The organism is Methylobacterium gnaphalii, assembly GCF_007992215.1.
GTDB lineage: Bacteria > Pseudomonadota > Alphaproteobacteria > Rhizobiales > Beijerinckiaceae > Methylobacterium > Methylobacterium gnaphalii.
In genome coordinates, this window is the sequence record NZ_BJZV01000018.1 from 14,255 (window position 1) to 38,406 (window position 24,152).

24 protein-coding genes and 1 tRNA gene are annotated in these 24,152 nt (G+C 66.5%); 7 read left to right on the forward strand and 18 right to left on the reverse strand.

The window, feature by feature from the left end:
• Positions 1 to 205: 205 nt before the first annotated feature.
• Positions 206 to 994: an N-formylglutamate amidohydrolase gene (locus MGN01_RS15855; RefSeq protein ID WP_147047803.1), complete on the reverse strand. Its 789-nt coding sequence runs from the start codon at positions 992 to 994 to the stop codon at positions 206 to 208.
• Between the two features lie 157 nt (positions 995 to 1,151).
• Between MGN01_RS15855 and MGN01_RS15860 the strand changes: the two genes are divergently transcribed.
• Together MGN01_RS15860 and MGN01_RS15865 are read left to right on the forward strand one after the other, a co-directional pair.
• The gene (locus MGN01_RS15860; protein ID WP_147047804.1) at positions 1,152 to 2,456 is read left to right on the forward strand and encodes a glycerate kinase type-2 family protein; all 1,305 of its coding nucleotides are present in this window, start codon (positions 1,152 to 1,154) and stop codon (positions 2,454 to 2,456) included.
• Between the two features lie 55 nt (positions 2,457 to 2,511).
• On the forward strand, positions 2,512 to 2,928 hold the full coding sequence (locus MGN01_RS15865) for a DUF1036 domain-containing protein (RefSeq protein ID WP_306437195.1): 417 nt from the start codon (positions 2,512 to 2,514) through the stop codon (positions 2,926 to 2,928).
• A 71-nt stretch (positions 2,929 to 2,999) separates the two neighbouring features.
• On the opposite strand, the gene MGN01_RS15870 is transcribed toward MGN01_RS15865, so the two are convergent.
• Positions 3,000 to 3,848 carry an outer membrane protein gene (locus MGN01_RS15870; protein WP_147047806.1) on the reverse strand — a complete coding sequence of 283 codons (849 nt, stop codon included), beginning with the start codon at positions 3,846 to 3,848 and terminating at the stop codon, positions 3,000 to 3,002.
• A gap of 357 nt (positions 3,849 to 4,205) precedes the next feature.
• On the opposite strand from MGN01_RS15870, the gene pyk reads away from it, so the two are divergent.
• On the forward strand, positions 4,206 to 5,642 hold the full coding sequence (gene pyk / locus MGN01_RS15875; protein WP_147047807.1) for a pyruvate kinase: 1,437 nt from the start codon (positions 4,206 to 4,208) through the stop codon (positions 5,640 to 5,642).
• 159 nt (positions 5,643 to 5,801) lie between these two features.
• On the opposite strand, the gene MGN01_RS15880 is transcribed toward pyk, so the two are convergent.
• From MGN01_RS15880 to polA, 10 genes are all read right to left on the reverse strand, one after another.
• Positions 5,802 to 6,350, reverse strand: a complete 549-nt coding sequence (locus tag MGN01_RS15880) for a tetratricopeptide repeat protein (protein ID WP_373319227.1) — start codon at positions 6,348 to 6,350, stop codon at positions 5,802 to 5,804.
• A 144-nt stretch (positions 6,351 to 6,494) separates the two neighbouring features.
• The gene (gene ykgO, locus MGN01_RS15885) at positions 6,495 to 6,620 is read right to left on the reverse strand and encodes a type B 50S ribosomal protein L36 (protein WP_003601867.1); all 126 of its coding nucleotides are present in this window, start codon (positions 6,618 to 6,620) and stop codon (positions 6,495 to 6,497) included.
• A 274-nt stretch (positions 6,621 to 6,894) separates the two neighbouring features.
• Entirely contained in the window at positions 6,895 to 7,812 is a 918-nt protein-coding gene (gene bchO / locus MGN01_RS15890) for an alpha/beta fold hydrolase BchO (RefSeq protein ID WP_147047808.1), read from the reverse strand.
• A gap of 7 nt (positions 7,813 to 7,819) precedes the next feature.
• A complete protein-coding gene (locus tag MGN01_RS24410; RefSeq protein ID WP_280178548.1) occupies positions 7,820 to 7,954 on the reverse strand; it encodes a hypothetical protein in 135 nt (44 codons plus the stop codon).
• Positions 7,955 to 7,993: 39 nt separating this feature from the next.
• Positions 7,994 to 8,293: a hypothetical protein gene (locus MGN01_RS15895; RefSeq protein ID WP_147047809.1), complete on the reverse strand. Its 300-nt coding sequence runs from the start codon at positions 8,291 to 8,293 to the stop codon at positions 7,994 to 7,996.
• A gap of 144 nt (positions 8,294 to 8,437) precedes the next feature.
• Positions 8,438 to 8,513: transfer RNA gene (locus tag MGN01_RS15900), tRNA-Val, on the reverse strand.
• Positions 8,514 to 8,574: 61 nt separating this feature from the next.
• On the reverse strand, positions 8,575 to 8,787 hold the full coding sequence (locus tag MGN01_RS15905; RefSeq protein WP_147047810.1) for a SlyX family protein: 213 nt from the start codon (positions 8,785 to 8,787) through the stop codon (positions 8,575 to 8,577).
• Between the two features lie 689 nt (positions 8,788 to 9,476).
• Positions 9,477 to 10,229, reverse strand: coding sequence for an oxygen-dependent tRNA uridine(34) hydroxylase TrhO (trhO, locus tag MGN01_RS15910; protein ID WP_147047811.1), 753 nt, complete (start codon positions 10,227 to 10,229; stop codon positions 9,477 to 9,479).
• Positions 10,230 to 10,434: 205 nt separating this feature from the next.
• Positions 10,435 to 11,121, reverse strand: coding sequence for a hypothetical protein (locus MGN01_RS15915; protein WP_147047812.1), 687 nt, complete (start codon positions 11,119 to 11,121; stop codon positions 10,435 to 10,437).
• A gap of 86 nt (positions 11,122 to 11,207) precedes the next feature.
• Complete coding sequence (gene polA / locus MGN01_RS15920; RefSeq protein WP_147047813.1) at positions 11,208 to 14,294, reverse strand: DNA polymerase I; 3,087 nt, start codon at positions 14,292 to 14,294, stop codon at positions 11,208 to 11,210.
• A 150-nt stretch (positions 14,295 to 14,444) separates the two neighbouring features.
• Between polA and MGN01_RS15925 the strand changes: the two genes are divergently transcribed.
• From MGN01_RS15925 to MGN01_RS15935, 3 genes are all read left to right on the forward strand, one after another.
• Complete coding sequence (locus MGN01_RS15925) at positions 14,445 to 14,915, forward strand: cupin domain-containing protein (RefSeq protein WP_147047814.1); 471 nt, start codon at positions 14,445 to 14,447, stop codon at positions 14,913 to 14,915.
• Positions 14,916 to 15,259: 344 nt separating this feature from the next.
• Positions 15,260 to 15,622: a hypothetical protein gene (locus MGN01_RS15930; protein ID WP_147047815.1), complete on the forward strand. Its 363-nt coding sequence runs from the start codon at positions 15,260 to 15,262 to the stop codon at positions 15,620 to 15,622.
• A 159-nt stretch (positions 15,623 to 15,781) separates the two neighbouring features.
• Positions 15,782 to 16,459 carry a hypothetical protein gene (locus MGN01_RS15935; RefSeq protein WP_147047816.1) on the forward strand — a complete coding sequence of 226 codons (678 nt, stop codon included), beginning with the start codon at positions 15,782 to 15,784 and terminating at the stop codon, positions 16,457 to 16,459.
• Positions 16,460 to 16,474: 15 nt separating this feature from the next.
• Here MGN01_RS15935 and MGN01_RS15940 read toward each other — a convergent pair whose 3' ends face one another.
• From MGN01_RS15940 to MGN01_RS15955, 4 genes are all read right to left on the reverse strand, one after another.
• Positions 16,475 to 17,869: a UdgX family uracil-DNA binding protein gene (locus MGN01_RS15940; RefSeq protein ID WP_170246016.1), complete on the reverse strand. Its 1,395-nt coding sequence runs from the start codon at positions 17,867 to 17,869 to the stop codon at positions 16,475 to 16,477.
• A gap of 161 nt (positions 17,870 to 18,030) precedes the next feature.
• A complete protein-coding gene (locus MGN01_RS15945; RefSeq protein ID WP_147047818.1) occupies positions 18,031 to 19,242 on the reverse strand; it encodes a putative DNA modification/repair radical SAM protein in 1,212 nt (403 codons plus the stop codon).
• A gap of 241 nt (positions 19,243 to 19,483) precedes the next feature.
• Complete coding sequence (locus MGN01_RS15950; RefSeq protein WP_147047819.1) at positions 19,484 to 19,909, reverse strand: OsmC family protein; 426 nt, start codon at positions 19,907 to 19,909, stop codon at positions 19,484 to 19,486.
• 75 nt (positions 19,910 to 19,984) lie between these two features.
• Positions 19,985 to 20,560: a RecX family transcriptional regulator gene (locus MGN01_RS15955; protein ID WP_147047820.1), complete on the reverse strand. Its 576-nt coding sequence runs from the start codon at positions 20,558 to 20,560 to the stop codon at positions 19,985 to 19,987.
• Between the two features lie 98 nt (positions 20,561 to 20,658).
• On the opposite strand from MGN01_RS15955, the gene MGN01_RS15960 reads away from it, so the two are divergent.
• Positions 20,659 to 22,077 (forward strand): TAXI family TRAP transporter solute-binding subunit, encoded by a 1,419-nt coding sequence (locus MGN01_RS15960; RefSeq protein ID WP_147047821.1) that lies wholly within the window; start codon positions 20,659 to 20,661, stop codon positions 22,075 to 22,077.
• 3 nt (positions 22,078 to 22,080) lie between these two features.
• On the opposite strand, the gene MGN01_RS15965 is transcribed toward MGN01_RS15960, so the two are convergent.
• A complete protein-coding gene (locus MGN01_RS15965; RefSeq protein ID WP_147047822.1) occupies positions 22,081 to 22,950 on the reverse strand; it encodes an SDR family oxidoreductase in 870 nt (289 codons plus the stop codon).
• Positions 22,951 to 22,966: 16 nt separating this feature from the next.
• On the reverse strand, positions 22,967 to 24,118 hold the full coding sequence (gene queG / locus MGN01_RS15970) for a tRNA epoxyqueuosine(34) reductase QueG (protein WP_238258506.1): 1,152 nt from the start codon (positions 24,116 to 24,118) through the stop codon (positions 22,967 to 22,969).
• Positions 24,119 to 24,152 lie beyond the last annotated feature (34 nt).

Here is a 24,152-nt window from a genome sequence, read left to right on the forward strand (position 1 = left end):
TCGGCACCTCAATGATGACCATGATCTGGCACTAGTTCGCTCCCATTCCAAGCTCACAGGCTGATCGTGCGGGAGCGCATCGCGAACATCCGCGGTTCGCGCCTTATGAGAAGGCCGGCTTCACGGTTATGCGGCTTGCGTGAACCCCGATGGGCCTCGCGTTTCCGATGAGGCGCGATGTTATGCCCAGCCAGACCAGCGGCTGTCAGCAACCGTTCGTCATGAGCGGCTGCATCAGCCGGGCGAAGCGCTGGGCCCATTCCTCGATGCCGGCATCGTTCAGCAGAAGATCCTGGCGGATCTCGACGAGTGCGTTCGGAAGCCCGCGGGCCGTCGCATGTCGGTCGACAGTGTCGCCAGGCAGGCCTCCGCCGTAGGGCGCGTTGTCGCCCACGGTAAGGCCGGCTGGATCGGCCCGCAGGCCCTGGATCAACGGCCGGCTCAGGCGCTCGTCACGGTCGTACAGGATACCGACCTGCCAGGGGCGCTCAATGCCTCGCCAGTAGCGGGTGAAGCTGTGCATGGTCAGGATCATCGGTGGTGCACCGGCAGCCTCCGCCTCTGCGACGGCTGCATCGATCGCTCGATCGTACGGCGCATAAAAGCGACGGATGCGCTCAGCGACGCCGTCCGCGTCGATCCGGGCATTGCCCGGAACGATCGCTCCGTCCGAGAGCCGCATGACCAGGGTCGGATCCTTGCGACCACGGTTCGGGTCGATCACCAACCGCGAGAACATGGTCAGGATGGCAGGCACGCCGAGCAGATCGGCCAACCGTCGTGTTACCGCCGCAGCGCCGATATCGTAGGCGATGTGGCGGGCGAATTCGTGCTCGGCGACGCCGAGGCGACCGAGGTCGTCCGGCACTGCGTTCGAAGCGTGGTCGCACAGGAGCAGCAGGCCGCCTTGCGGATTGCCAGGGATGATCTCGACGGGATGCTCGGGACGTTCGAGGGATTCGGGGGCGGTGCGGAGGGCGGCGGATGTCGGCATGGGGCTTATCTGGGCCGGCAGCTCGTATTCAGTAGTCCCGGAGCCATGCATGATCGGTGCTCGTCTAATGTCGAGCCAAAATCTTGCCGTGGCCGCGCGGCTCGGGCATGGCACGAGCAGAAAAGGTTTTTGAAGAAACCGCTGCGAGGACGCCTGCATGACCGCCCCCTCCCCTGACACGCCCGCCATCCGTGAGCTGCTCGGGAGCCTGCTCGACGCCGGCATCGCGGCTGCACATCCCCGCAAGTGCCTGGTCGGCCACCTGCCGCCGCCGGTACCGGGCCGCCTGATCATCCTCGGCGCCGGCAAGGCGGGAGGCAGCATGGCTGCGATGGCGAGCCGGTTCTATCGCCAGGAGCATGGCGTTCCGGAAGAGCGCATCCTCGGTCTCGCCGTGGCGCGCCACGGCTATGGCGAGGACGCGCCCGGCATCCGCATGGTTGAGGCCGGTCACCCCGTGCCGGACGCGGCTGGCATAGAGGCAACGAGGGAAGCCCTTCGGATCGCGTCGCTGGCTGGACCCGACGATGAGGTGTTGGTGCTGCTGTCGGGAGGAGGCTCGGCAAACTGGATCGCGCCCGCCGGCAATCTGACGCTCGAGGAGAAGCAGGGCATCACCAAGGCGCTGCTGCGCTCCGGCGCGCCGATCAACGAGATCAACGCGGTGCGCAAGCATCTCTCCCGGATCAAGGGCGGCCGCTTGGCCGTCGCGGCGCAGAAGGCGCGCAGGATCTTGACGCTCGCGATCTCCGACGTGCCGCATGACGACCCCTCGGTGATCGCTTCCGGTCCGACCGTGCCCGATCCCTCGACTTTGGCCGAGGCGCTGGCTATCTGCGAGCGCCGCGGCATCCCCTTGCCGGATTCGGCGCGGGCTCTCCTCACCGATCCGAGCAACGAGACGCCCAAGGCTGGCGACCTGGCCTTTGCGCGGTCCGAGTACCGCATCGTCGCCCGCCCCATCGACGCCCTCGAGGCGGCGGCGGCTGCCGCGCGGGCTGCCGGCTATGAGCCGGTGATGCTGGGCTCCGATCTGGAAGGCGAGGCGCGCGAGGTGGCCGCCGACCATGCCCGGCTCGCGCGCGAGATGAAGGCGTCGGGCCGCAAGGTCGCACTGATCTCCGGGGGCGAACTTACGGTGACGATCCGGGGCGAGGGAGACGGAGGGCCGAACCAGGAATACGCGCTCGCCCTCGCGCTGGCCCTCGACGGCGAAGAGGGCATTGCCGGAATCGCTGCCGACACGGACGGCACCGATGGCGGCCGTGGCAAGGCGACGGACCCAGCCGGCGGCCTGATCGATTCAACAACCCTGGCCCGCGCACGCGAGCAAGGGCTCGATCCTGCGGCGATGCTTGCAGACAACGATTCGACGCGATTCTTTGCGACGATCGGCGACCTCGTTCAGCCCGGTCCGACGCGCACCAATGTCAACGATTGCCGCATCATCCTCGTTGGCTGAGCCCTTGCCTGAGGCACCAAGGCGCCGCGGCTGCCGGATGGGCCGCAGGTTTGCCATGGCCGGTATGCTGGCCCTGGGATGGCTGTCTACGGTTGATCCAGCGTCGGCCGATCTGCGCATGTGCAACCTCACCGGCAGCAAGGTCGGCGTGACGCTCGGCTACCGCGACCCGCAAGGCTGGGTCACCGAAGGCTGGTGGGATTTGAAGCCGAAGGATTGCGGAACGCTGCTCAAGGGCACGCTGACCGCCCGGTTCTACTACGTCTACGCCGTCGACTTCACGCGGGGCGGCGAGTGGAGTGGGCGCGCGATGATGTGCACGAAGGACACGGCCTTCACCATCCGCGGCGTCGAAGACTGCCTCGCGCGAGGCTACGACCGCAATGGTTTCATCGAGGTCGATACCGGCGAGCAGAAGAGCTGGACGATCCAGCTTACCGATCCCGGCCAGCGTCTCGGCGGCCAGCCGTAGAGCAGTCGAAAAAAGGGCGGACACTCGTCTGAGTGCCCGCCCGCGATACCTTGAACCGAGTAGCTGGAATACTACGGGAACTTATAGCTGAAGCCAGCGCGAACCATGTTGCCTTCGGTTCTGAAGCGCGATGTGGCGCTGAGGCCGGCGCCGAAGGCGTCCGTCACGTTGACGTTCTTGCTGCCGAGATCGAAGTGAATGTACTCGGCCTTAAGGGTCGTGGTCCCCCCGAGATTGATACCCACCAGCTTCAGCACGCTCAGGTTGCTCAGGAAGCTGTCGGTCGGGATGGCATACTCGATGCCGCCGCCGAAATTGTAACCGACCTCATTGCCGCCGTTGCCACCGTCGGCGATGAGACCGCCGCCCACGAACAAGCTGTGCCCGTAACGGACATGACCGATGGCAGCACCGCCGGTCCCGTAGACGAGGAGGCGGTCGAAGGCATAGCCGATACGGCCATTCGCCGTCGCGAGCCAATCGAGCTGCTGCGTGTAGGCGTTGACGGTGCCGATGGCCCCGACCGGCGTGCCGTTGACGAAAGTGGTCCGCCGAAGATCGGTCCAATCGGCGTCGATCGCCGCGCCGATAACGAAGCCCGAGCCGGGCGTCAGCTGGTAATTGATACCGAAACCACCGCCGAAATTCGCGAAATCGTCTCTCGTTCTCGGAGAAACGACGCTCGGGATGATACCGGCCGTGATCAAACCTGCCGCGAGCGGTTCGTTGGCGGTCGTGGTGATCCGCTTCCGATCGTTGAAGGTGTAGGCGGTGTGCGTCCCGATGTAGACGCCTGACCAGGTGAACACCGGAGGTGGCACGAAGACGGGCGGCGGCGCGGCGCGGCGCGGCAGGTCGGCAGCGGAGGCGGCGCCTGCGATGAGGGCGAGCGCGGTGCTCGCCAGAACAACCATCTTCATGAAAATCACCCTTTCCGGGATCGAATACTGTCGAGACCGTACGGCGACGCTTGTCCCTCAGATATGACTCCTGAGCCACAGTGTGGCGCAAAGTGATCGAGCACGGGTTCATACGTCCTGTCCGGGCAGCGTATTTCCGGACTGAAGACGCCGCGCAGAGCCAGCAACGCCCCTCATTCGGCGGCAGACCGTGCTGTCGATACGGGCACAGCACCTTGACGCGGACCCTGCGACAGGTCTTGTGGCGCCCACGTCCTTGTCCGGCCGCAGGTGCGCTTGCACCGCTTCAGTGCCGGGCCGTTCCCGCGGTCGCAACGACCTCCGCCGGGTCCTAGAACGGGCATGGAGGAAGCCAGAGTGAAGCGCGCACGCCGTACCAAGATCGTTGCCACGTTGGGCCCGGCCTCCGACACGCCGGAGATGATCGCAAAGCTGTTTCATGCCGGCGCCGACGTCTTTCGGCTCAACATGAGCCACTTGGCCCGGGAGAAACTGCCTGAAAAGGTCGAGGTCATCCGGACCATCGAGCGCGAGGCCAAGCGGCCGATCGCGATCCTGGTAGACCTGCAGGGCCCGAAGCTGCGCCTCGGCACTTTCGCTGAAGGCTCCGCACAGATCGAGCAAGGCGCGACCTTCGTTCTCGACAGCGATCCGACGCTCGGCGACGTCAACCGTGTCTACCTTCCGCATCCGGAGATTCTCGCTGCGGTCGAGCCGGGACACGCCGTGATCATCGATGACGGCAAGCTCAGGCTACAGGTCACCGAGGTGAGCGAGGGTCGTGCGGTCACGCGGGTCGACGTCGGCGGCCGGATCTCGAACCGCAAGGGCGTTTCGCTGCCGCATACGGTGCTGCCGGTGCCGGCGATGACGGACAAGGACCGTGCCGATCTCGAGGCCGGGCTCGCCGCCGGAGCCGATTGGATCGCCGTCTCCTTCGTGCAGCGCCCCGAGGACATCGCCGAGGTCAAGGCTATCGCCGCTGGCCGCGCCTTGATCATGGCCAAGATTGAGAAGCCGCAGGCGCTCACCCGCCTCGACGAGATCATCGAGGTCTCCGACGGCATCATGGTCGCCCGCGGCGATCTCGGCGTCGAGATGCCCCTGGAGCAGGTGCCGGGCGTTCAGAAGCGGATCACCCGCGGCGCGCGCCGGCTCGGCAAGCCGGTTGTCGTCGCGACGCAGATGCTCGAATCGATGATTACGGCACCGGTGCCGACGCGCGCCGAGGTTTCCGACGTGGCGACCGCCGTGTACGAAGGTGCCGACGCGGTGATGCTCTCGGCGGAGAGCGCGGCCGGTGCCTATCCGGTCGAGGCGATCCTCATGATGAGCCGCATCGCCGAACAGGTCGAGCGCGACGCCCTGTACTGGACGATCCTGACCGCTCAGCGGTCAGAGCCCGAGGCAACCGACTCCGATGCCATCGCGGCGGCGACGCATCAGATCGTCGAGGCCTTGAACCTCCGTGCCGTCATGGCTTGGACGAGCTCCGGCTCCACCGTGCAGCGGCTCGCGCGCTCGCGGCCGAACGCCAGCATCATCGCACTGACGCCGAAGCGCGAAACCGCCCGGCGTCTGGCCATGGTCTGGGGCACACACCCGATCGTCACGAAGGATGCCAGCGACGTCGACGACATGGCGTTCCGCGCCGCCAAATTCGCGATCCGTGAGGAATTCGCGGCCGTCGGGGATCAGGTGATTGTCGTGGCGGGTGTGCCGTTCGGCTCGCCCGGTGCCACGAACATGGTGCGGATCGCCCACGTGACTCGCGACCACGCGGCACAGGTGTAGGGCTGTTTTCGGCCCATCACCGCGTACGACGAGCGTAGCGAAGCAATCCAGCACGATAGGCCGAGGTGGCTTATGGTGACTTGGATTGCTTCGGCCTCGCCTCGCAAGGTCGGTCGAGCCTTGTTTGCGGTAGCGCGCTCGGGCAGCCGCGCAGCCAGCTCAGAGATCGCGCCCGTCGACGTCGGGCGCTAGGCGATCGATCGCCGTCTTCAGCACATCCCATTGCGGATAGATCGCCTGGGCCCGACGAAAGGCGTCCAGGGCGCGGCGCTTGTCGTCATCAGCGAGGTAGAGCTTGCCGAGCGCGGCCCAGGCCTCGAAATGGCGGGGCTCAAGCACCAGGGCACGTTCAAGATCTGCGATGGCGCTCGACGAGTCGGATAGCCGCCAGAACAGCGTGGCGCGCCGGCTCCAGCCCTCAGACCACGATGGCTCCAGGGCCATGGCCCGATCCATCAATTCGACGGCGAGTGGCAGGTCGTTGCCGGCCATCGCCTCGCGGGCGCGCTCGGTCAAAAGGTCGACGGTCGCGCTTCCCGAGCGTGCAAGGCGTCGCTCGATGAGCCCGGCGATACCCTTGGCCTCGGCGGGATCGTCCGCTTCCTTGAGGCGGGCATAGAGGTCGTCGAGAGAGACCGGAGGATGCGCCTTGCGCTCCTGCTCCGGCGTTGGCTTGGGCCCAGCGGCAAGGAGCGGCCCTGCCGACATCGCCGTCAATCCGACGGCGAGCAGGACGCGGGAGAGGGCCGAAGTGCCGGTTCGCGCAAGCATCATCGTCCCGAGGCTGTCACGCCGCGGGCCCTGCCGTCAACGCGCCCACGTGACACGCGGGCGCGGCATCGGCGAAGCGGTTCAGCCCTGGCGAGCCTTGAAGCGCTTCTGGGTCTTGTTGATGACGTAGACGCGGCCCTTCCGGCGCACGAGCTGGTTGTCGCGGTGACGGCCGCGGAGCGACTTGAGCGAGTTGCGGATCTTCATCGATGTTCACTCGGCGCGGGCTGCCCGGCCGCCTGTCGTTTGGGTATCGTGAGGAACGGGATGCCGCGAGGGCGCCCCGGCGATGGCAGATCACGCATCGCGGAAAGACGGTGCCCTTACCAGAGACACGGCAGCACAGGCAAGGCTGCCGAGCTCTTGAATGCAATGACTCTGGAGCAGTGGGCGCCGAGGCGGCACCGTACCGCCATATGCCGTGTCAGGAACCCGCTGCCCCTCCAAGCGCGCGGCGCTCGAACCAGGCAGAATCGCTCAATCACGCCTCAGCGCCACCCGGCGCCAGGACGCTCACGGACCGCGCCTCTCGGACCAGCAGTTCGGCGACGCGTTCCGGGGCTTCCTCGTGGGCCAGGTGCCCCAACCCGCTCATCAGTTCAACGCGGGCATCCCGCAGCCGGTCACGCACCGCAAAACCGGTCTCAGGCAGGATCGCACGATCCTCGCTGCCGACGACGAGCAACAGGTGCTGCTTCAGCGCCGGCAGATCCTGGCCGAGGGCTTCGAGATCCCAGTTCGTCATCATCCCCAGCGCACCGGCGACGTGACCGGATCTGGCGAGGAGAAGCTTGTAGAGATCCAGCCCGGTCGCATCGAGGCGTGAGCCGGTGCGGTCGATGAGCCGCTTCACCGCCGCGCGATCGGCGACCCAGGCGAGCAATTTCGGCGTGACCGCATTGCGAAACAGCATCCGCGCCATGGGCGGGAACAGGCGGCTCGCGGCTCCGGGCGATGGCGCCAGCGCCCCGTTCAAGGCGATGAGCAAGCGCGGGTCGATCGTGCCATCGAGGCACATCCGGCAGAGCAAGGCGGCCCCGGCGGAATGTCCTGCCGCCACGGCCAGTGGGACGTCGAGCGTGCGCAGCAGCCCGGCAACCGCCCTCGCGATCCCTGGAAGGGAGAGGTCTTCCGCGGGCAGCGGGTCGCTGAAACCATGGCCAGGCAGATCCGGCGCGATGACGCGGAAGTCCTTGGCGAGGAGCGGCGCGAGTGTCCGCCAGGAATGCGTGGCCGCGCCGATGCCGTGAAGGAGCAGCAGCACAGGTGCCTGGCGTGCACCGAATTCCTGCACGTGCCAGCGCAACGTGCCGGCCTCGACGAAACGGCTCGCGGCCCGGTTTGGCCAATCGTGGCCGTCGCGCTCCCAATCGGGGCGTTCTTCCTTGAGGAACGGCATGTCGGCCTCAGGTGATCGCGGCCCCGGCCGCAGCGCCCTTGCCGATCGCATCGGCAGAGCGCAGCGGAATGTAGTGCGCATCGGCGGTATCCGGGAGGCGTCGGGCGTGCCCCGGTGGCGTCGAGGAGCGTGCGCGGGCCAAACAGTGTCGCTCAGCGGGCAGCCCAGCCGCGATGGCGCGTCAGCTCAGCCGCAGTCGCGCGAAGTCGAGCTCGATCTCGACGGATTCCGTGAGGTAAGCCAACGACTTCTGGTCGAGCGCAGCGCCGCGCAGGCGCTTGCGCAGCTCGGCGGTGTCGGCGAGTGCATCGCCGGAGAGCCTGCCAGCGGGGATGAGCCGCTTCAGCATCGGGCTCAGGAGCGCATCGCGATCGTAGCCGCGATGGGCCGCGAGGCGGCGGATGCGCAGGATGAGCGAATCGAAATCCAGATCGCCAGCCTGGTAGCTGTCTTTCGGGCTGCGATGAGGTCGGGGCAGCATGAACGGAGGTTCCTTCGATCCACCGTAACTGTCATCCGGCAACCGTCACCAATTCGTTCAGACCTGAGGTTTGATTGTGCCGGGTGACGCAGAACCGCCAATTGGTACGGTTTCGGTCGCGTCTTCGGTCCTGGGGAAGGATGGTGGTGGGCAGTGACGGGCTCGAACCGCCGACATTCTCGGTGTAAACGAGACGCTCTACCAACTGAGCTAACCGCCCCGACCACGCGGGGAGCGTTACGAAAAACGTCTCCGTTCTGCAAGCGCCGCAGCGGTGCGACTCAGTAATGCGGGGGCGGCGGCTCGGCGCCGCCGGTGGCGCCGCGGGCGGAGGCCTCCTCGATCTGGGCCTCGAGGCGCTGCACAACGCGCACCAGCGCGTCGATCTTCTTCCACTGGGCCGTGATCGTCGCGTTGAGATCCTCGATCGTCGCCTCCTGCTCGGTGAGGCGGATTTCGAGGCGGTCGATGCGGCCATGCGGGTCGTCGGTCATCGGGTCTCGCTCGTCCTGCTGCAGGCCCATTTTATCCGAGACGAGCGCCGGCGTCTCCGCGAGCGGTGCGCTCCGGAGGCATGGGGTGACGCGGGACGCCGTGGAACCACGGCAAGCTTGCATTAGAAACGACGGTCCCCCGGCGTCCCGCGGCAGGCGGCCCCAGGATCGGAGCCGTCGGCCGGTTTTTCGTCGCGGTGTCTCCAACCGAATTCGGCCTGCGAGTAGACGTTTCCGGGTCGTGATGCCCCGGGTTGCCACAAAAGGGTCTGTCCCAGCCTACTGCCCCGTAGTGAGCAGCGCCGCAGTTCACTCGCACGTCCCAGAGTCGGGTCACGGGACCGGTCATTTCCTCCCGGTGCGCGTAATCGCTAACCGTGCCCTGTCCGAGAGCGGCGTCTCGCCGAACCGGCCGCCCGGAGCGAGGGGACCGAACCCCCACCGCAGGCACCGCCCCGCCTCCCATCACGCCTCCGGTCGGTCACCGGTTGCGCACCCCGAAAGTCCGGGAGGCGAGTGGCCGCAAACAATCATAGAATAGGATTTTTGTCAAGTTGCGGTGCGGCGGCCGATCCTTGCCTACAGGGCGAGGAGGCGATCCGAGGCATGGTAGCCTGGGCCTCCAGCGTGACGCTGCCCCGCCGCCCCCTGCTAGGCCAGGTCCGTGGCGAGGGCGGAAGGATCCGGCTCTAACGCGTCTCTTCCGGGGTATGCCCAGGACGCTCCTCCAGCCCGTGGCCCAGCGCGACGCGCTCGTCGAAGACGAAGCAGTCGCCGCGCCAGCGGCTCTCGGCCTCGGGCACGGTCTCGAGGTATTTCAGGATGCCGCCCTTGAGCAGGTGGACATGCGCGAAGCCGCGCTCCTTGAGATAGGCCCCGGCCTTCTCGCAGCGGATGCCGCCGGTGCAGAACAGCGCGACCTCCTTCTGCTCGGCCGGATCGAGCCCGTCCGCGAAGGCGCGAAACTCCGAGAACGTCCGGGTGCCGGGATCGACCGCGCCCTCGAACGTGCCGAGCGCCACCTCAAAGGCGTTGCGGGTATCAACGAGGAGCAGGTTCGGCCGCGCCAACAGCGCGTTCCAGTCCTCGGGCGCGACGGTCTCGCCGGCTCCGCGCGTCGGATCGGTGCGGCCGCCGTCGAAAGTGACGATCTCGGGCTTCAGCTTCACCTTGAGCCGGCGGAAGGGCGGCGCCTCGGCGGTCGAGAGCTTGCATTCGAGATTGTCGAGCCGGCCGCCGAGCAGCGGGCCGCTGCGAAGCTCCGCCAGAAAGGCGTCGATCGCCTCGGCCGAGCCCGCGACGGTGCCGTTGATCCCCTCCCCCGCCAGCAGCAGCGTGCCGGTGATCCCGAGCGACTCGCAGAGCGCCTGCAACGGCGCCTGCAACGCGGCGGCGTCGGGCAGGGAAACGAACTGGTAGAGGGCTGCGACGGTGTGGGGCATGTCATTGGGGGTTTAGCAGCGGTGCGACGCCGGTGGAACGCGCGCGGGTGCAGACTGGGCCATCCCAGCCGTTCCCTCATCCTGAGGTGCTGGCGTTCAACGGCAGCCTCGAAGGTCTCCTTCGAGCCCCTCCTGAGGCGAGCACCTCAAGGCCAAGAAAGCGGGCGGGATCGGCTATGAACTGCTTGAATAGCAGCCTGGAAGTTTAGAGCGGTTTTTCTACTACTGAACCAATAGCAAAACTCTCCCCAACTCCATTGACTTTGATCCCGAAAATATGAAATGTTGAAAAAGAACTTCCTCCAATGTCTTCATACGACAATTTAGCTTTCAAATCTGGTATATTGTCGAAATCTGAAAAATTACCCGTCTTTGCAGACAATAAAAAAATTGAAGATACAATTACTTTGTAAGATGTCGGAATAATCGCACCGCAAACTGACGGGCTCTGCGTTCCATTCAAAATGTATCCGACATTCTGAGTAAATTCTCCATTTTTATTGAATCCAAGTTTAATATCTTTGCGAATTTCAAGGGCATGGAAATTTCCATTCTTAATAATACGTAAGTCATAATTTGACATTTGAGATAAGACATCAATATAAGCAGCCATTCGATCAAATTCAAAGGACCACTCGATCTTCACGTTCTTGGCGGCGCCCAGGCCAACGTTGGTAATTCTCAGGCAGGACGAAAAATCGCTGTTCTCAGCACTGGAAACTTTTTCTGCTATCGGCTGCCAACTTAGGGGTACAGGGTTGTCTTTTGTTATTGGTTTACCCGAGAAATCCAACCGTGAAAAAACGAGCTCAGGGCGAAATGTAGTCTCACGCTGCTTGTTGACTTCGCTGACGTTCCAAACCGCAGCAATCGCTGCAATTGATGCAGCCAATGCGGATATCAGCGATACAATCCGATCCGCATTTAGCACAATATCTGGCCTTTGCATCCAAAGAGACTGGCGGCTCTTATTTTGATTTAATGCGCCTCATCCCAATTCCCAGCCGCCCGCGCCTCCACCACCAGCGGCACCTTGAGGGACACCGCCGGGGCCGGGGCCTCGACCATCACTCGCTGGATCACTGGGATCGCCTTGTCGATCTCCTCCTCTGGCGCCTCGAAGACCAACTCGTCGTGCACCTGCAGCAGCATGCGCACGTTGAGCCGTTCGGCCTTGAGCGCGGCCTCCATGCGGATCATGGCCCGGCGGATGATGTCGGCGGCCGTGCCCTGGATCGGGGCGTTGATGGCCTGGCGTTCCACCGAGGCGCGCTCGTTCGGGTTGTTGGAGCGGATCTGCGGGTAGTGGCAGACGCGGCCGAACAGCGTTTTCACGTAGCCGTGCTCGCGGCAGGACCTCTTCGTGCTGTCGATGTAGTCGCGGATGCCGGGGAAGCGCTCGAAATACTGCTTGATAAAGGCGCCGGCCTCCTCGCGGCCGATGCCGAGCCGGTCGGCGAGGCCGAAGGCCGAGATGCCGTAGATGATGCCGAAATTGATCGTCTTGGCGCGCCGGCGCAGGTCGCCGGTCATCTGGTCGAGGGGCACGCCGAACATCGCGCTCGCCGTCGCCGCGTGAATGTCGAGCCCCTGCTCGAAGGCCTCCTGCAATTGCGGGATGTCGGCGATGTGGGCGAGCAGCCTGAGCTCGATCTGGCTGTAGTCGGCCGAGATCAGCCGCGTGCCCTCCGGCGCCACGAAGGCCTTGCGGATGCGCCTGCCCTCCTCCGTGCGGATCGGGATGTTCTGCAGGTTGGGCTCCGATGACGAGAGCCGGCCGGTGGTGGTCGCGGCGAGCGCGAAGGAGGTGTGGATGCGGTTGGTCTCGCGGTCCGCGTGCTCCTGCAGCGTGTCGGTATAGGTCGATTTCAGCTTCGAGAGCTGGCGCCAGTTCAGAATCTTCTTCGGGAGCTCATGGCCTCCCTGCGCGAGTTCTTCGAGCAGGGTCGCAGGCGTAGCCCACTGCCCGGACGGCGTCTTCTTGGCGCCGGGTAGGCCCATCTTGCCGAACAGGATGTCGCCGATCTGCTTCGGCGAGCCGACCTGGAACTTCTCCCCCGCATCCTCCTGGATCTCCTCCTCCAGCCGCGCGAGCGTCTGGGAGAAGTCGCCGGAGAGGCGGCTGAGCAGGTCGCGGTCGATGCGGATACCCTCCGCCTCCATGCGGGCGAGCACCGCGACCAGTGGCCGTTCCAGGGTCTCGTAGACGGTGACGCGGCGCTCGGCGACGAGGCGCGGCTTCATCATCCGCCAGAGACGGTAGGTGACGTCGGCATCCTCGGCGGCATAGGCCGTGGCCTTGTCGAGCGGCACGCGCTCGAAGGTGATCTTGTTGCGGCCGGTGCCGGCGACCTCGGAGAAGGTGATCGGCGTGTGCCCGAGATGGCGCTTCGAGAGCTCGTCCATGCCGTGCCCGCCCTTTCCGGCGTCGAGCACGTAGGAGATCAGCATGGTGTCGTCGAAGGGCGCCACGTCGATGCCGTAGCGCGCGAGCACCGACAGGTCGTACTTGATGTTCTGGCCGATCTTCAGCGTACCGGGATCTTCCAGCAGGGGCTTCAGCGCCGCGATCGCCTCCTTGAGCGGGATCTGGCCCGGGACCGGCTCGGTGATGCTGGAGGCGTCCTTGCCTCCGAACAGGTCGCCGCCGCCCGCCGCCTGGACATGGGCGAGCGGGATATAGGCCGCGCGCCCCGCGCCGATGCAGAGCGAGACGCCGACGAGCCCGGCCCGCTGCGCATCGAGCGCGTCGGTCTCGGTGTCGACGGCGACGATGCCAGCCTCGAAGGCCTCTGCGATCCAGGCATCGAGCTGTTCGCGGCTGAGGACGGTCTCGTAGGCGTCCCGGTCAAACGGCTTCACCGCCTCCGCGGCGCGCGCGGCGACGACGTTCGAGGGTGTTGGCTCGGCCGGCCCGCGCTTCTTGGCCGGAGCATCGGGCAGGTCGAGGTCCGCGAAGGGGTCGACGTCGGGCGGCGCCTCGCCGGGGGCCCGCTCGCCGCCCGCAGCGGCGGTCTCCGGATCGTCGAAGGGGGCCTCGTCGCCCGCGTCCCGCGCACCCGGTGCGAGGGCCGGGTCCGGCTTCACCTTCTCCGGGTCGACGTGCAGCATGTCGGCGATGCGGCGGGTGAGCGTGTTGAACTCCATCGCCTTCAGGAAGCCGACGAGCTTCTGCGGGTCCGGCTCCGGCACGCCGAGCTCGTCCAGCGCCACCGGCACCTCGACATCCTCGACCAGTGCCACGAGCTTTCGCGAGAGCCGGGCCTGATCGATGTTGGCGAGCAGTGTCTCGCGGCGCTTCGGCTGCTTGATCTCGGCCGCGCGCTCCAACAGCGGCTCCAGGCCACCATACTCCTTGATCAGTGCGGCGGCAGTCTTCAGGCCGATACCCGGCACGCCGGGCACGTTGTCTGAGGTGTCGCCGATGAGCGCGAGCGCGTCGCCGATCTGGGACGGCGAAAGCCCCTCCCACTTCGCGACGATGGCCTCGGAGTCGAGGTTGCGCTCGGGCCGGTAGCCCGGCTTGCCCTTCGAGCCGGATTCGAAATCGTAGAACCGGATCTTGTCCGAGACGAGCTGCATCAGGTCCTTGTCGGAGGACACGATGATGACGCCGGCACCCCGCGCCTCGGCCTGGCGGGCATAGGTCGCGATCAGGTCGTCGGCCTCGTAGCGCTCCATCTCGATGGCATGCAGGCCGAAAGCGCGCACCGCGTCGCGCATCAGCGGCATCTGCCGCTTGAGATCGTCCGGCGCGTCGGGGCGGTGCGCCTTGTAGTCGGTGTACAGCTCCTTGCGGAACGACTTCTCCGACTTGTCGAAGACGATGCCGAGATGGGTCGGCCTGCAGCCGGCCGCGCCATCTTGGAGGAACTGGGCGATCTTCGTGCAGAACAGCCGCACCGCGCCGGTGGGCAGGCCATCCGAGGGGCGGGTGTTGTACTTCTGGTCCTGGTTGATCGACTGAAAATACGCGCGGAAGATGAAGGACGAGCCATCAACCAGGATGACCTGATCGCCCTCCCCGACGGGTTTCAAGGGCTGCTGGTCTTGCTCGACGGTCATGCGGCTGGAACTCGTGCGCGGATCGAGGCCATGTCTAGAGGGCCGAGCGCGCGCACGCCACCGTAACGGTCAGGCATTGAAGCGACGGCTTGAGGCGTCTCGTCACACGCGGCATTGTCTTCCCTCCCGACACAACAAGAAGAGGTCAGGATGAGGAAGCACGTCCAAGCCACCCTGCTCGCCACGCTCCTCCTCGGTGGGCCTGCCCTCGCCGGCGATCACCTGGTGGAAACGCCCGATGCGGCCTCCGTCAAATACGGGCCCGGGCCGAAGAACCTGCCGAAGGGCACGGAGCTCGCCGTTCTCTCCGGCGATCCCTCGAAGCCCGGCCCCTTCGCGATCCGGTTGAAGTTTCCGGCCAACACGCTGATCGCGCCGCATACCCACTCGAAGCCCGAGACGCTGACGATCCTCAGCGGCTCGATCGTTCACCAGCACGGCAAGACGGTCGACAAGATGAAGGGCAAGGGGCTGCGGACAGGCGGTTTCGTCTACCTGCCGGAGCTGATGCCGCATGCGCTGTGGACGACGGGCGAGCCTGTCGAGCTGCAGGTCAACGGCTCAGGCCCGTTCGGCGTTGACTATCTCAATCCGGCCGACGACCCGAGCAAGGGCGGCTGAGCTTCCCCGTAAGATTCGGACTGAAAGCGGCGGGGCGCAGGCACCGCCGTTTTCGTATCCGCAGGTCGGTGATCAAGCCATGTGCGATTGTGCACGGCACAATCAGCGGTCAAGCTGAGCAATGGGAACCGCTTCTGTTCTCTCGAGGACTTTCAATCTTACAGACGCTGGTCTGCACTAAGCTGCATTCGGTTCGCCAAACATCTGAAAAATAACGATGCTGCACTGCGACAAAGCGTGCCTTGTCGCAAGATCTCACTTCACCAGATCGAACCCACGCAACGACGGGAAGCGCCGGAGACCGGTCCGCGGTTGGCTCGGCCCCGTCACTAGTGGAGTTCACCATGAACAATCGCATGAAGACCGTGATCGCAGCCGCCTCCATGGGCATCGGCCTCGCTGCCGCCCCGGCCTCCGCGCAGGTCCTCGGCAATGGCTACGGTTATGAAGGCCGCACCGCAGGCTACGGCGAGCGCGCAACCGGCTATAACGACGACGGCACGCTCAACGTCTTCGGCGCGCATATCGACCCGCGTCCAGCACAGGGCGGCAGTCTCGTCGGCGGCGTCGGGAATGTGGTCGGCGGCACGATCAACGGGGTCGGCACTGCGGTAGGTGGTGTCGTCGGCGGCGTTACCGGGGCTGCGGACGACGTGGTGACCGGCTCGATTGGCGGGCGCTACACCAACGGCCGCGCAGCCTACTAACCCTGTCAGAGCGGCGAGGCTTCCACCTCGCCGCTCGCCTGCCGTGGACGGGGCCGTTCATGGAAATTTCAGAGATCGTGTGAGCCCGGAAGGAACCCGTCGCAGACGCTCCCGTTGAGCCGATATCGGCCCAGCTTGGCGGAGCAGCGGGGAACCACCATGAGCTTGTACCGAACCGGCCGCACGCCGCGTGCCTTTGCCTTGGGCGTCGTTTCGGCGAGCCTGCTGCTCACGACAGCCGTCGGCGTGAACGCGCAAGAGGGTGGCTTCTTCGAGATGCTGTTCGGCGGGCAGCGCCAGGCTGCGCCGGCCCCTGCGGTGGCACCCTCCCACGATTATGCCGACCGTTCCGTCTATCGGCGCCAGCGCACCGAGCGCCGCCGCGCCCTGCGGGTGAAGACCCGCTATGCCGCCCTGCCTCGCGCCGAGAGCATTACCGAGGAGATTAGCGGCAAGCAGCCGGTGGACCAGAAAGCCATCCAGGACAATCCGACCAAGGCAATTCTCGAAGACAAGACCCTACGCCCCGGCGACATCGTCGTGATGCCGGCCGGCCCGAAGGTCTTCGTCGGCAACTCGCAGAAAAACCATCGCATGAGCGAGTTCGAAGACGTGAAGCACTCACGCTTCGTCGACAAGAAGACCCGCTTCCAGCTGCTCGCCATGATGGTGCCGATCGGCGCCATGCCGGCCGATCAGGCCCGCAAGGTGATGAAGGTCAAGCTGAAGCTGGCGCATACCGACGAGATCAAGGCCGTCGAGGCCAAGAACGAGACCACCGATCAGCAGATGCGGACCATGCGCAAGATCATGCCCTGGAAGGGGGCCGCCGAGTAGGCGACCGGTCCCGGCTCAGGCCGCGAGATCGCCGATTCGGCGCAGATCGTCCACGAACCCCTCATAGGCCATGGCTTTCGCCTCTTCGTCCGGCAGCCTGAGCAGGTAGGAGGGGTGGACGGTGATGAAGCCCTGAAACGGCTTGCCGCCGAACTCAAACGGGCCGCGATTGCGTGTGATCGGCACGGCCTTGCCGGCAAGCGCCAGGACCGCCGTCGCGCCGAGCGCCACCACGATCTTCGGCTGCACGAATTCCAGCTCGCGGTCGAGCCACCAGCGATAGTGGCTCACCTCGCCGGCCGTCGGCTTCTCGTGGATGCGACGCTTGCCGCGCAGCGTGAACTTGAAGTGCTTCACCGCATTCGTGACGTAGACGTCCCCGCGCGTCAGGCCGGCCTGCTCCATCGCCCGGGAGAAGAGCTGTCCCGCCGGGCCGACGAAGGGCCGTCCCTGCAGATCCTCCTGGTCGCCGGGCTGCTCGCCGACGAAGGCGATCGGCGCGCCGATCGGTCCTTCGCCGAGCACCGCCTGCGTCGCGCCCGGCACCAGCGGCTCCGAGCGCTGGATGATGGCGTTGAGTTCGTCGAGGGACGTCGGGTTCTGGTCGGACATGGCGGCCACGGCCTTCACCGGATCGCGCTTCACAGGCATCTGCGGTCCCCTCTCAATCATCTGCGACGTCCGCATCGCGGCATCGCGTACCAGCCGGGGAATGGCGGCGGTCTCCGGCATGTTCCGCCAGTACTTCTTCGGCATCTCGGCACGCATGGCGTCGAGGTTGAGCCGGGCCGGGTTGAACGTGCTCTCGTAGTAGTCGCGCCAACCCGCCTCGAAGCCGTCGCCATCCGGCACGTCCTCGCGGCGGCCGGGCGGCCCGAAGCGCAACGTGTCGGTATCCCAATGTACCGAGCCCTCCGGCGTCAGGATGGTCCAGGCGAAGGAACGGAACCGCTCGACGAAGAAGGGCGCGGCCGCCTCCAGAATATGGTGCTCGGGCTCGAACCACGCCGCGAACCGCTCCGGCGGTCCAGCCTCGACACGGCGGAATCGCAGGAAGGCGTGCATCTTGTGCAGATCACGCCCGATGGCCTTCCGCATCAGGTGGAGTCGGTGAACCAGCGGATCGCTCGCCACGTCGAGCAGGGCGCGCTCCCCCTGGGTCGCCCGCCAGATCAGGGTGTAGAGCAGGGCGTAGCGTTCCGGGTCGCTGTGCGGCACGACCATCGGGATCAACTCGCCGACGGCGCGCGGAAGCTGCAGCGGTGGCCCGTCCGAGGGGTCCGCGCCGGCGCCGAACAGGCTGGTGGCCTCGCCGATCTCCCAGACGATCCGCTCCGGCGGAACCCCGGCTGCGACGAGGCGGCGGGTTGCCCTGCGGAAGCCGGCGAGGTCGGCCCCTTCGGAGAGCATGGCGACCTGCACACCAGCCTCCACACTCCCACTCACAGCCTCATCCCGCGAGGGGGTGTCGGGCGTCGAAGGATGAGGGGATCGATGGGATGACCGGCTGCGACCCATCTCACGGAGAGCCCGGCAGCCGCACCGTCAGGGCGGTTGGAGATGTCGACATCTCAGAACAGGCTCAGCTGCTGCGCCGGCTCGGCGAGCTTTGCCCGGAGATCGAGCCGCTGGCTCGTCGCGCCGGGCCTGTAGTCCTCGGCGACCAGGAACTCGCGCGCCCGCTTCAGGCCGGAGGTCAGACGCGAGACATCGTCGAGCCGCAGGGACGTGTGCCGACGCGCCTTGATGATCGCATCCACCGCCCGCGTACCGAGACCCGGTACGCGCAACAGCATCTCGCGGTCGGCCCGGTTCACGTCGACGGGGAAGAGATGGCGGTTCTTCAGCGCCCAGGCAAGCTTCGGATCGATGTCGAGGGCGAGCATGCCGCCATCGGTCGCCTCGGCGACCTCGGGCGCAGTGAACTTGTAGTACCGAAGCATCCAGTCGGCCTGGTAGAGCCGGTGCTCGCGCTTCAACGGCGGCGCCTGAGGCGGAAGGGTTACGGAGGCGTCGGGGATCGGGCTGAACGCCGAGTAATAGACGCGCGAGAGGCCGTAGGACCCATAGAGCATGGCGCTCTTGGTGATCATCGCGGAATCGTCGGTGGCATCTGCCCCGACGATCACCTGCGTTGATTGCCCGGCTGGCGAGAACCGCCGCTTCTCGGCCCGGGCCTGGCTGATCCGCTCACCGATCCGGCCCATGGCCGTCTCGATGGTGGCGCCGCTCTTCTCAGGCGCCAGCCGCGCGAGGCTCGCCTCGGTCGGCAGCTCGAGATTGATCGAGAGCCTGTCGGCAAAAAGGCCGGCCTCCTCGACGAGCCACGGGCTCGCCTCGGGAATCGACTTCAGGTGAATGTAACCGCGGAAGCCGTGGTCGCGCCTGAGCTTCTTCGCCACCAGTGTCATCTGCTCCATCGTGTAATCGGGCGAGCGGATGATGCCGGAGGAGAGAAACAGCCCCTCGATGTAGTTGCGCTTGTAGAACTCGACCGTGAGCGTCACGACCTCGTCGACCGAGAAACGGGCGCGACGCACGTTCGAGGAGCGACGGTTCACGCAATAGACGCAGTCGAACAGGCAGTAGTTCGTCAGCAGGATCTTCAGCAGCGAAACGCAGCGGCCATCCGGCGTATAGGCGTGGCAGATGCCGGCACCGGTCGTCGAGCCGAGCCCGTCCTTTCCAGCCGATCGCTTCGGCGCATTCGAGGAGGCGCAAGACGCATCGTATTTGGCCGCGTCTGCAAGGATGCGCAGCTTCTTCGCAAGGATTTCATCCATCGAACGTAACATGAACGTTCGCGTGGGCTGGAACAAGGTTGCGGGCGATCGATCGATGGGATTGGCGGTTGAGACGGCTGCGACGGATCAGCCCATCGGCCGTGGGCCAATCCCGACCCTGACGGTGCAGGCCGACGGAGCGCCATGCACTCGGGAATTGATGGCCAGCCTCGGCGTCGCAGCCAGACGTGGATCGCGGGTTCCGCCGTGCGGCCCCGCAACCCACGTACACAAGGATCAATCAGGCCAGCGTCGCCTGCAGCGTGACTTCTGCTGTGAGCAGTTTCGAGATCGGGCAACCGGTCTTGGCATTGTAGGTCAGCTCGTCGAACTTCGCCTTATCGATGCCGGGAATCTTGGCGTTCAGCGTGAGCGCAGACTTGGTGACCTTGAAGCCGTCTCCGTCCTTCGCCAGCGTCACCACTGCCTTGGTGTCGAGCGAATCGGCCTTCAGGCCCGCCGCCTGGAGTTGGAAGGCGAGCGCCATGGTGAAGCAGCTCGCATGGGCCGCGGCGATCAGCTCCTCGGGATTGGTGCCGGGCTCGTTCTCGAAGCGCGTGTTGAAGCCGTAGGGGTTGTTGCTCAGCACACCGGACTGCGTGGTGATGGTGCCTTTGCCGGACTTGCCGTCGCCTTCCCAGTGGGCGCTCGCGTGGCGGTCGGTCATGGGGTGCTCCTCAGCTTCGGCGCTCGCGCGCAACGCAAGGCGAGGTGGTGCGCGAGGGCGCGAAGTCGAGGGTCGTCACAGATCGGGATCACGCTCCGAGGCATCGACGACGTCCCTGGCCACCGCGTAGGAGAACCCGGCGCGCGCCATCGCGGCGAGGTCGCGCTCGCGGTGAGCCTCCCTCGCATCCGGGCTCCGGTAGGGACCGAGACGGCGGCGGCGCGCGAAGGCCTGAGCGGCTTTCGCTTCGACGGCCGAGCGGTCCTCCGCATCCTCTTCCTCGGCGGCCAGCGCCGCCTCCACTACCGTGCGATCGACGCCCTTGGCGGCGAGCGCCGCGCCGGCCTTGCGCGTCGAGGCTCCGCGACGGCGGAGGGTCGCAAGCCGAGCGGCAGCGAATCGCTCGTCGCTGATCAGGCCGGCGCGCACGGCGCGCCCCACCGTCTCCTCGATGAGATCGGAATGACTCCCAGGCTCCTCGTCGCGGTCGCGCAGACGTTTGGCCACGCGCCGCGCCAGGACGCGGCGCAGCATCTCCTGCGTCGCGCTGTAGCGGTCGAGATAGTGCAGGGCCACGCGCTCCAGCCATTGGGCCGTCACCGGTGGCGCGGGTCTTGCTCGGGCTCCGGGCGCAACGATCCGGGGATTCATCGGTTCTTCACGATCTGGACAGGTTTCCAATCCATGACTTGGATATGGATAGCACGTCGCTTCGGCGCTCGGTCGCCGTCTTCTTGGCCAACTGCCTCATGAGGCGGGAGTGGCTCCTCGTTCTGCTCGCCCTCGGTCTGGCCGCTGTTGCCGGAGCCGTCGTCTACCTGTCGCGACCGACAACGCTCACCGTCGCCGTCGGGCCGCGCGACGGGTCGGAAGCCGTGCTGCTTGAGGCCTACTCTAAGGCGCTGGCACGCAACCGCGAGGATATTCGCCTCAACGTGCTGCCGCTCGACGACGTCGAGGACAGCGCCGTTGCCCTTCAGGAGAATCGCGCCGACCTCGCCGTCGTCCGCCCGGACGTGAAGCTGCCGGATAACGGCCTGACCCTCGCGGTCCTGCACGACGAATCCTTGATCGTCGCGACGCCCCAACCGTCCGACATCGACAGCTTCACAGACCTCTCGAAGCATCGCCTCGGCGTTCTCGTCCGCCACAAGGCCGACCTCGCCTTCATCAATCACCTGCTCGAGTTCTACGACTTCGAGCCGGCGACCAGCTCGGAGGCCGCCCTCGACAAGACCCTCGCGGCTGGCCGCGTCGGGATCGTCCCGCTGAAAGCCTCCGAGGTGAAGGCGGCGCTCGACGAGAAGCGCGTCGATGCCGTGGCCGTGATCGCCGCGCCTGCCTCGAAAGCCGCCGTCTCGGTGGTGCGCGCAGTCGGTGCTTCGTCGCCGGACCACAAGGTGACGCTGGTCAACGTGCCGGACGGCAAGGCCATCATCCAGCGGTTTCCGGAACTGCAGCCGATCTCGATCCCGGCTGGCACCTTCGGCGGCCGTCCGAGCTTGCCGGACGAGGATGTCGAGACGCTCGGCATCTCCTACCGGCTGATGGCGCGCGGCTCGGTGAGCCGGATCGCGGTCGCCTCGGTGACGCAACACCTGTTCGAGTGGCGGCCGAGGCTCGCCGCCGCGACCCCGCTGGCCAACCAGATCAAGGCACCCGACTACGAAACCACCGTTACGGCGACGAGCGCTCGGCTACCGAACCACCCCGGCGCGGTCGACTATTTCGAGCGCGAGCAGCAGACCTTCATCCAGCGCTACGAGGACTGGGTCTACCTCGTCGCCTTCTTCGGCGGCACGATCGGCTCGGGCTTCGCCTGGCTCGGCCAGCGCCTCGCCCGCAAGCGCCGCGAGCGCGTCGACGGCGTGCTCGACCGGCTGCTCGAGATCCTGGCCGAGGTTCGCGCGGCAACGGATGCGGCCGCGCTCGATGCCATCGGGCGCGAAATGGACGGCCTCGTCGCCGACGTGGTGCGCCAAACGCGCGAGCGCGCGCTTGATACCCGCGTCCTCAGCGCGCTGATCCTCGCCATCGACGCCGTGCACGCCGCCCTTGAGGATGCGCGTCGCAGCATCGGCGTGACGCCGCCCCTGTTTGAGACCACGGGCGCGGCCCGCACGCGCACGGCGCGGCTGCTCTCGTTGAGCTTCCCGGCGGCCGAGTAAGCCTCAGCCTTTCGCGTCGCCGAGCAGCGAGGCGAGCCCCTCGCGATAGGTCGGGTAGGCCAGCCTGACGCCGAGCTCGTCGCGGATCAGGCCGTTCCGCACCCGCTTGTTCTCGCCGTAGAAGCTGCGCGCCATCGGGCTGAGATCGGCGGTCTCGAAATCGACCTCCGGCGGCAGCGGCAGGCCCGTGAGCCGCGCGGCATGCTCGATCACGGTCTGCGGCGCCGTCGGCTCGTCGTCGGTCACGTTGTAGACGGCGCCGCCGCGGGGCCGCTCGATCGAGGCCGCCAGCACCGTCGCGATGTCGTCGACATGGATGCGGTTGAAGACCTGGCCCGCCTTGACGATGCGCTGCGACCTGCCCTCGCGCAGCTTGGTGATCGGGCTGCGGCCCGGCCCGTAGATGCCCGAGAGCCGAAACACGTGCACGGGCTTGCCGGCCTCGTAACCGAGGGACAGCCAGTCCTCCTCCGCCTCGAGTCGCCCCTTGGAACGCCCGCTCTTCGGAACGGCCGGCTCGCTCTCGTCGATCCAGGCACCGCCCTGGTCGCCATAGACGCCGATGGTCGAGAGGTAGCCGATCCACGAGATCCGGCTCGCGGCGATGGCGCCGCGGTAGCGGGCGAGAACGGTGTCGCCGCTTTTTCCCGGAGGCGCCGAGACCAGTAGAACGTCCGTGTCGGCCAGATCGGCGGGAATGCGGGGATCGTCCGTCTCTGGGCCGGAGGCACGCATCGCGAAGCCGGTCTCGGCGGCGATCGCCTCGGCGCGATCGGTTTCCGTCACCGACCCTCGGATGAGGGCAAAGCGCCGGCGCTCCCGCTCGGCGAAGTGCCGCGCCGTGTAGCCGAGGCCGAAGACGAAGAGGTTCATGCGGCTGGAAGTCCGATCAGAGGCGCGACGTCACTGCGCCAGGCTCTCTTCCCTTTGCGGAAGACGGGCAAGGGTTGAGCGCGTGCCATTCCTCGCGAACGGTGGCATCGCGCTCGATAGGCGCATGCATGGCGCGGAGTGCCCCGACCCGGTCGTCGTCCAGCAGTTGTCCGCAAGCCCAGACCGCGGCGCCGCGCACGACGGGCGCCGGATCATCGAGGCAGCGTGCAGCTTCCTCGGCGAGCGCCGGGTCACCCGAATTGCCGATGGCGATGAGCACGTTGCGGAGGAAGCGGTCACGTCCGGTCCGTTTGACCGGCGTCCCGGCGAAGAAGGCACGGAACGCCGCATCGTCGAGACGCGCCAGCTCGGCCAGGGAGGGTGAGGCGAGGTCCGCCCGCACGGCCATCTTCGCCTCGCCGGCCCGCTCCGCGAACTTGTTCCAGGGGCACACCGCGAGGCAGTCGTCGCAGCCGAAGATGCGGTTGCCGATCGCCTCGCGGAACTCGTGGGGGATCGGGCCGGCGTGCTCGATGGTCAGGTATGAGATGCAGCGCCGGGCATCGAGCCGGTAGGGCTCGGGAAAGGCGCCGGTCGGGCAGATATCGAGGCAGCGCCGGCAGGTCCCGCAGGAATCGCGGCCAGGCGCGTCCGGCTCGAGCTCGGCCGCGGAATAGATCGCGCCAAGCAGCATCCAGTTGCCGAATTCGCGGGAGATCAGCACCGTGTGCTTGCCCTGCCAGCCGAGACCGGCAGCGGCGGCAAGCGGCTTTTCCATCACCGGCGCCGTATCGACGAACACCTTGGCCGGCCGGCCGCTGCGCGCGGAGAGAAGCCCGCCGATCTCCTTGAGCTTGCCCTTGATTACCTCGTGGTAGTCGCGGCGCTGGGCATAGCTCGCGATGGTGCCGCGATCCTTGCGGGCGAGGTTGTCGAGCGGGTCTTGGTCCGGCGCGGCGTTGAGGCCGAGCATGACGATGCTGCGCACGTCGTCCCACAGCGCCGACGGTGCCGCGCGCTGATCGGCCCGGTCCCCCATCCAGGCCATGTCGCCGTGATGGCCGTCGACGAGCCAGCGTGCGAGCCGGTCGGGCAGCCCGGGAACGCTGTCGGGACGCGTGACCGCGAAGGTATCGAATCCGAGCTTGCGCGCACGGTCCTCGACCACCTGCCGAAGCGCATGGCCCGAGAGGACGGCCTTC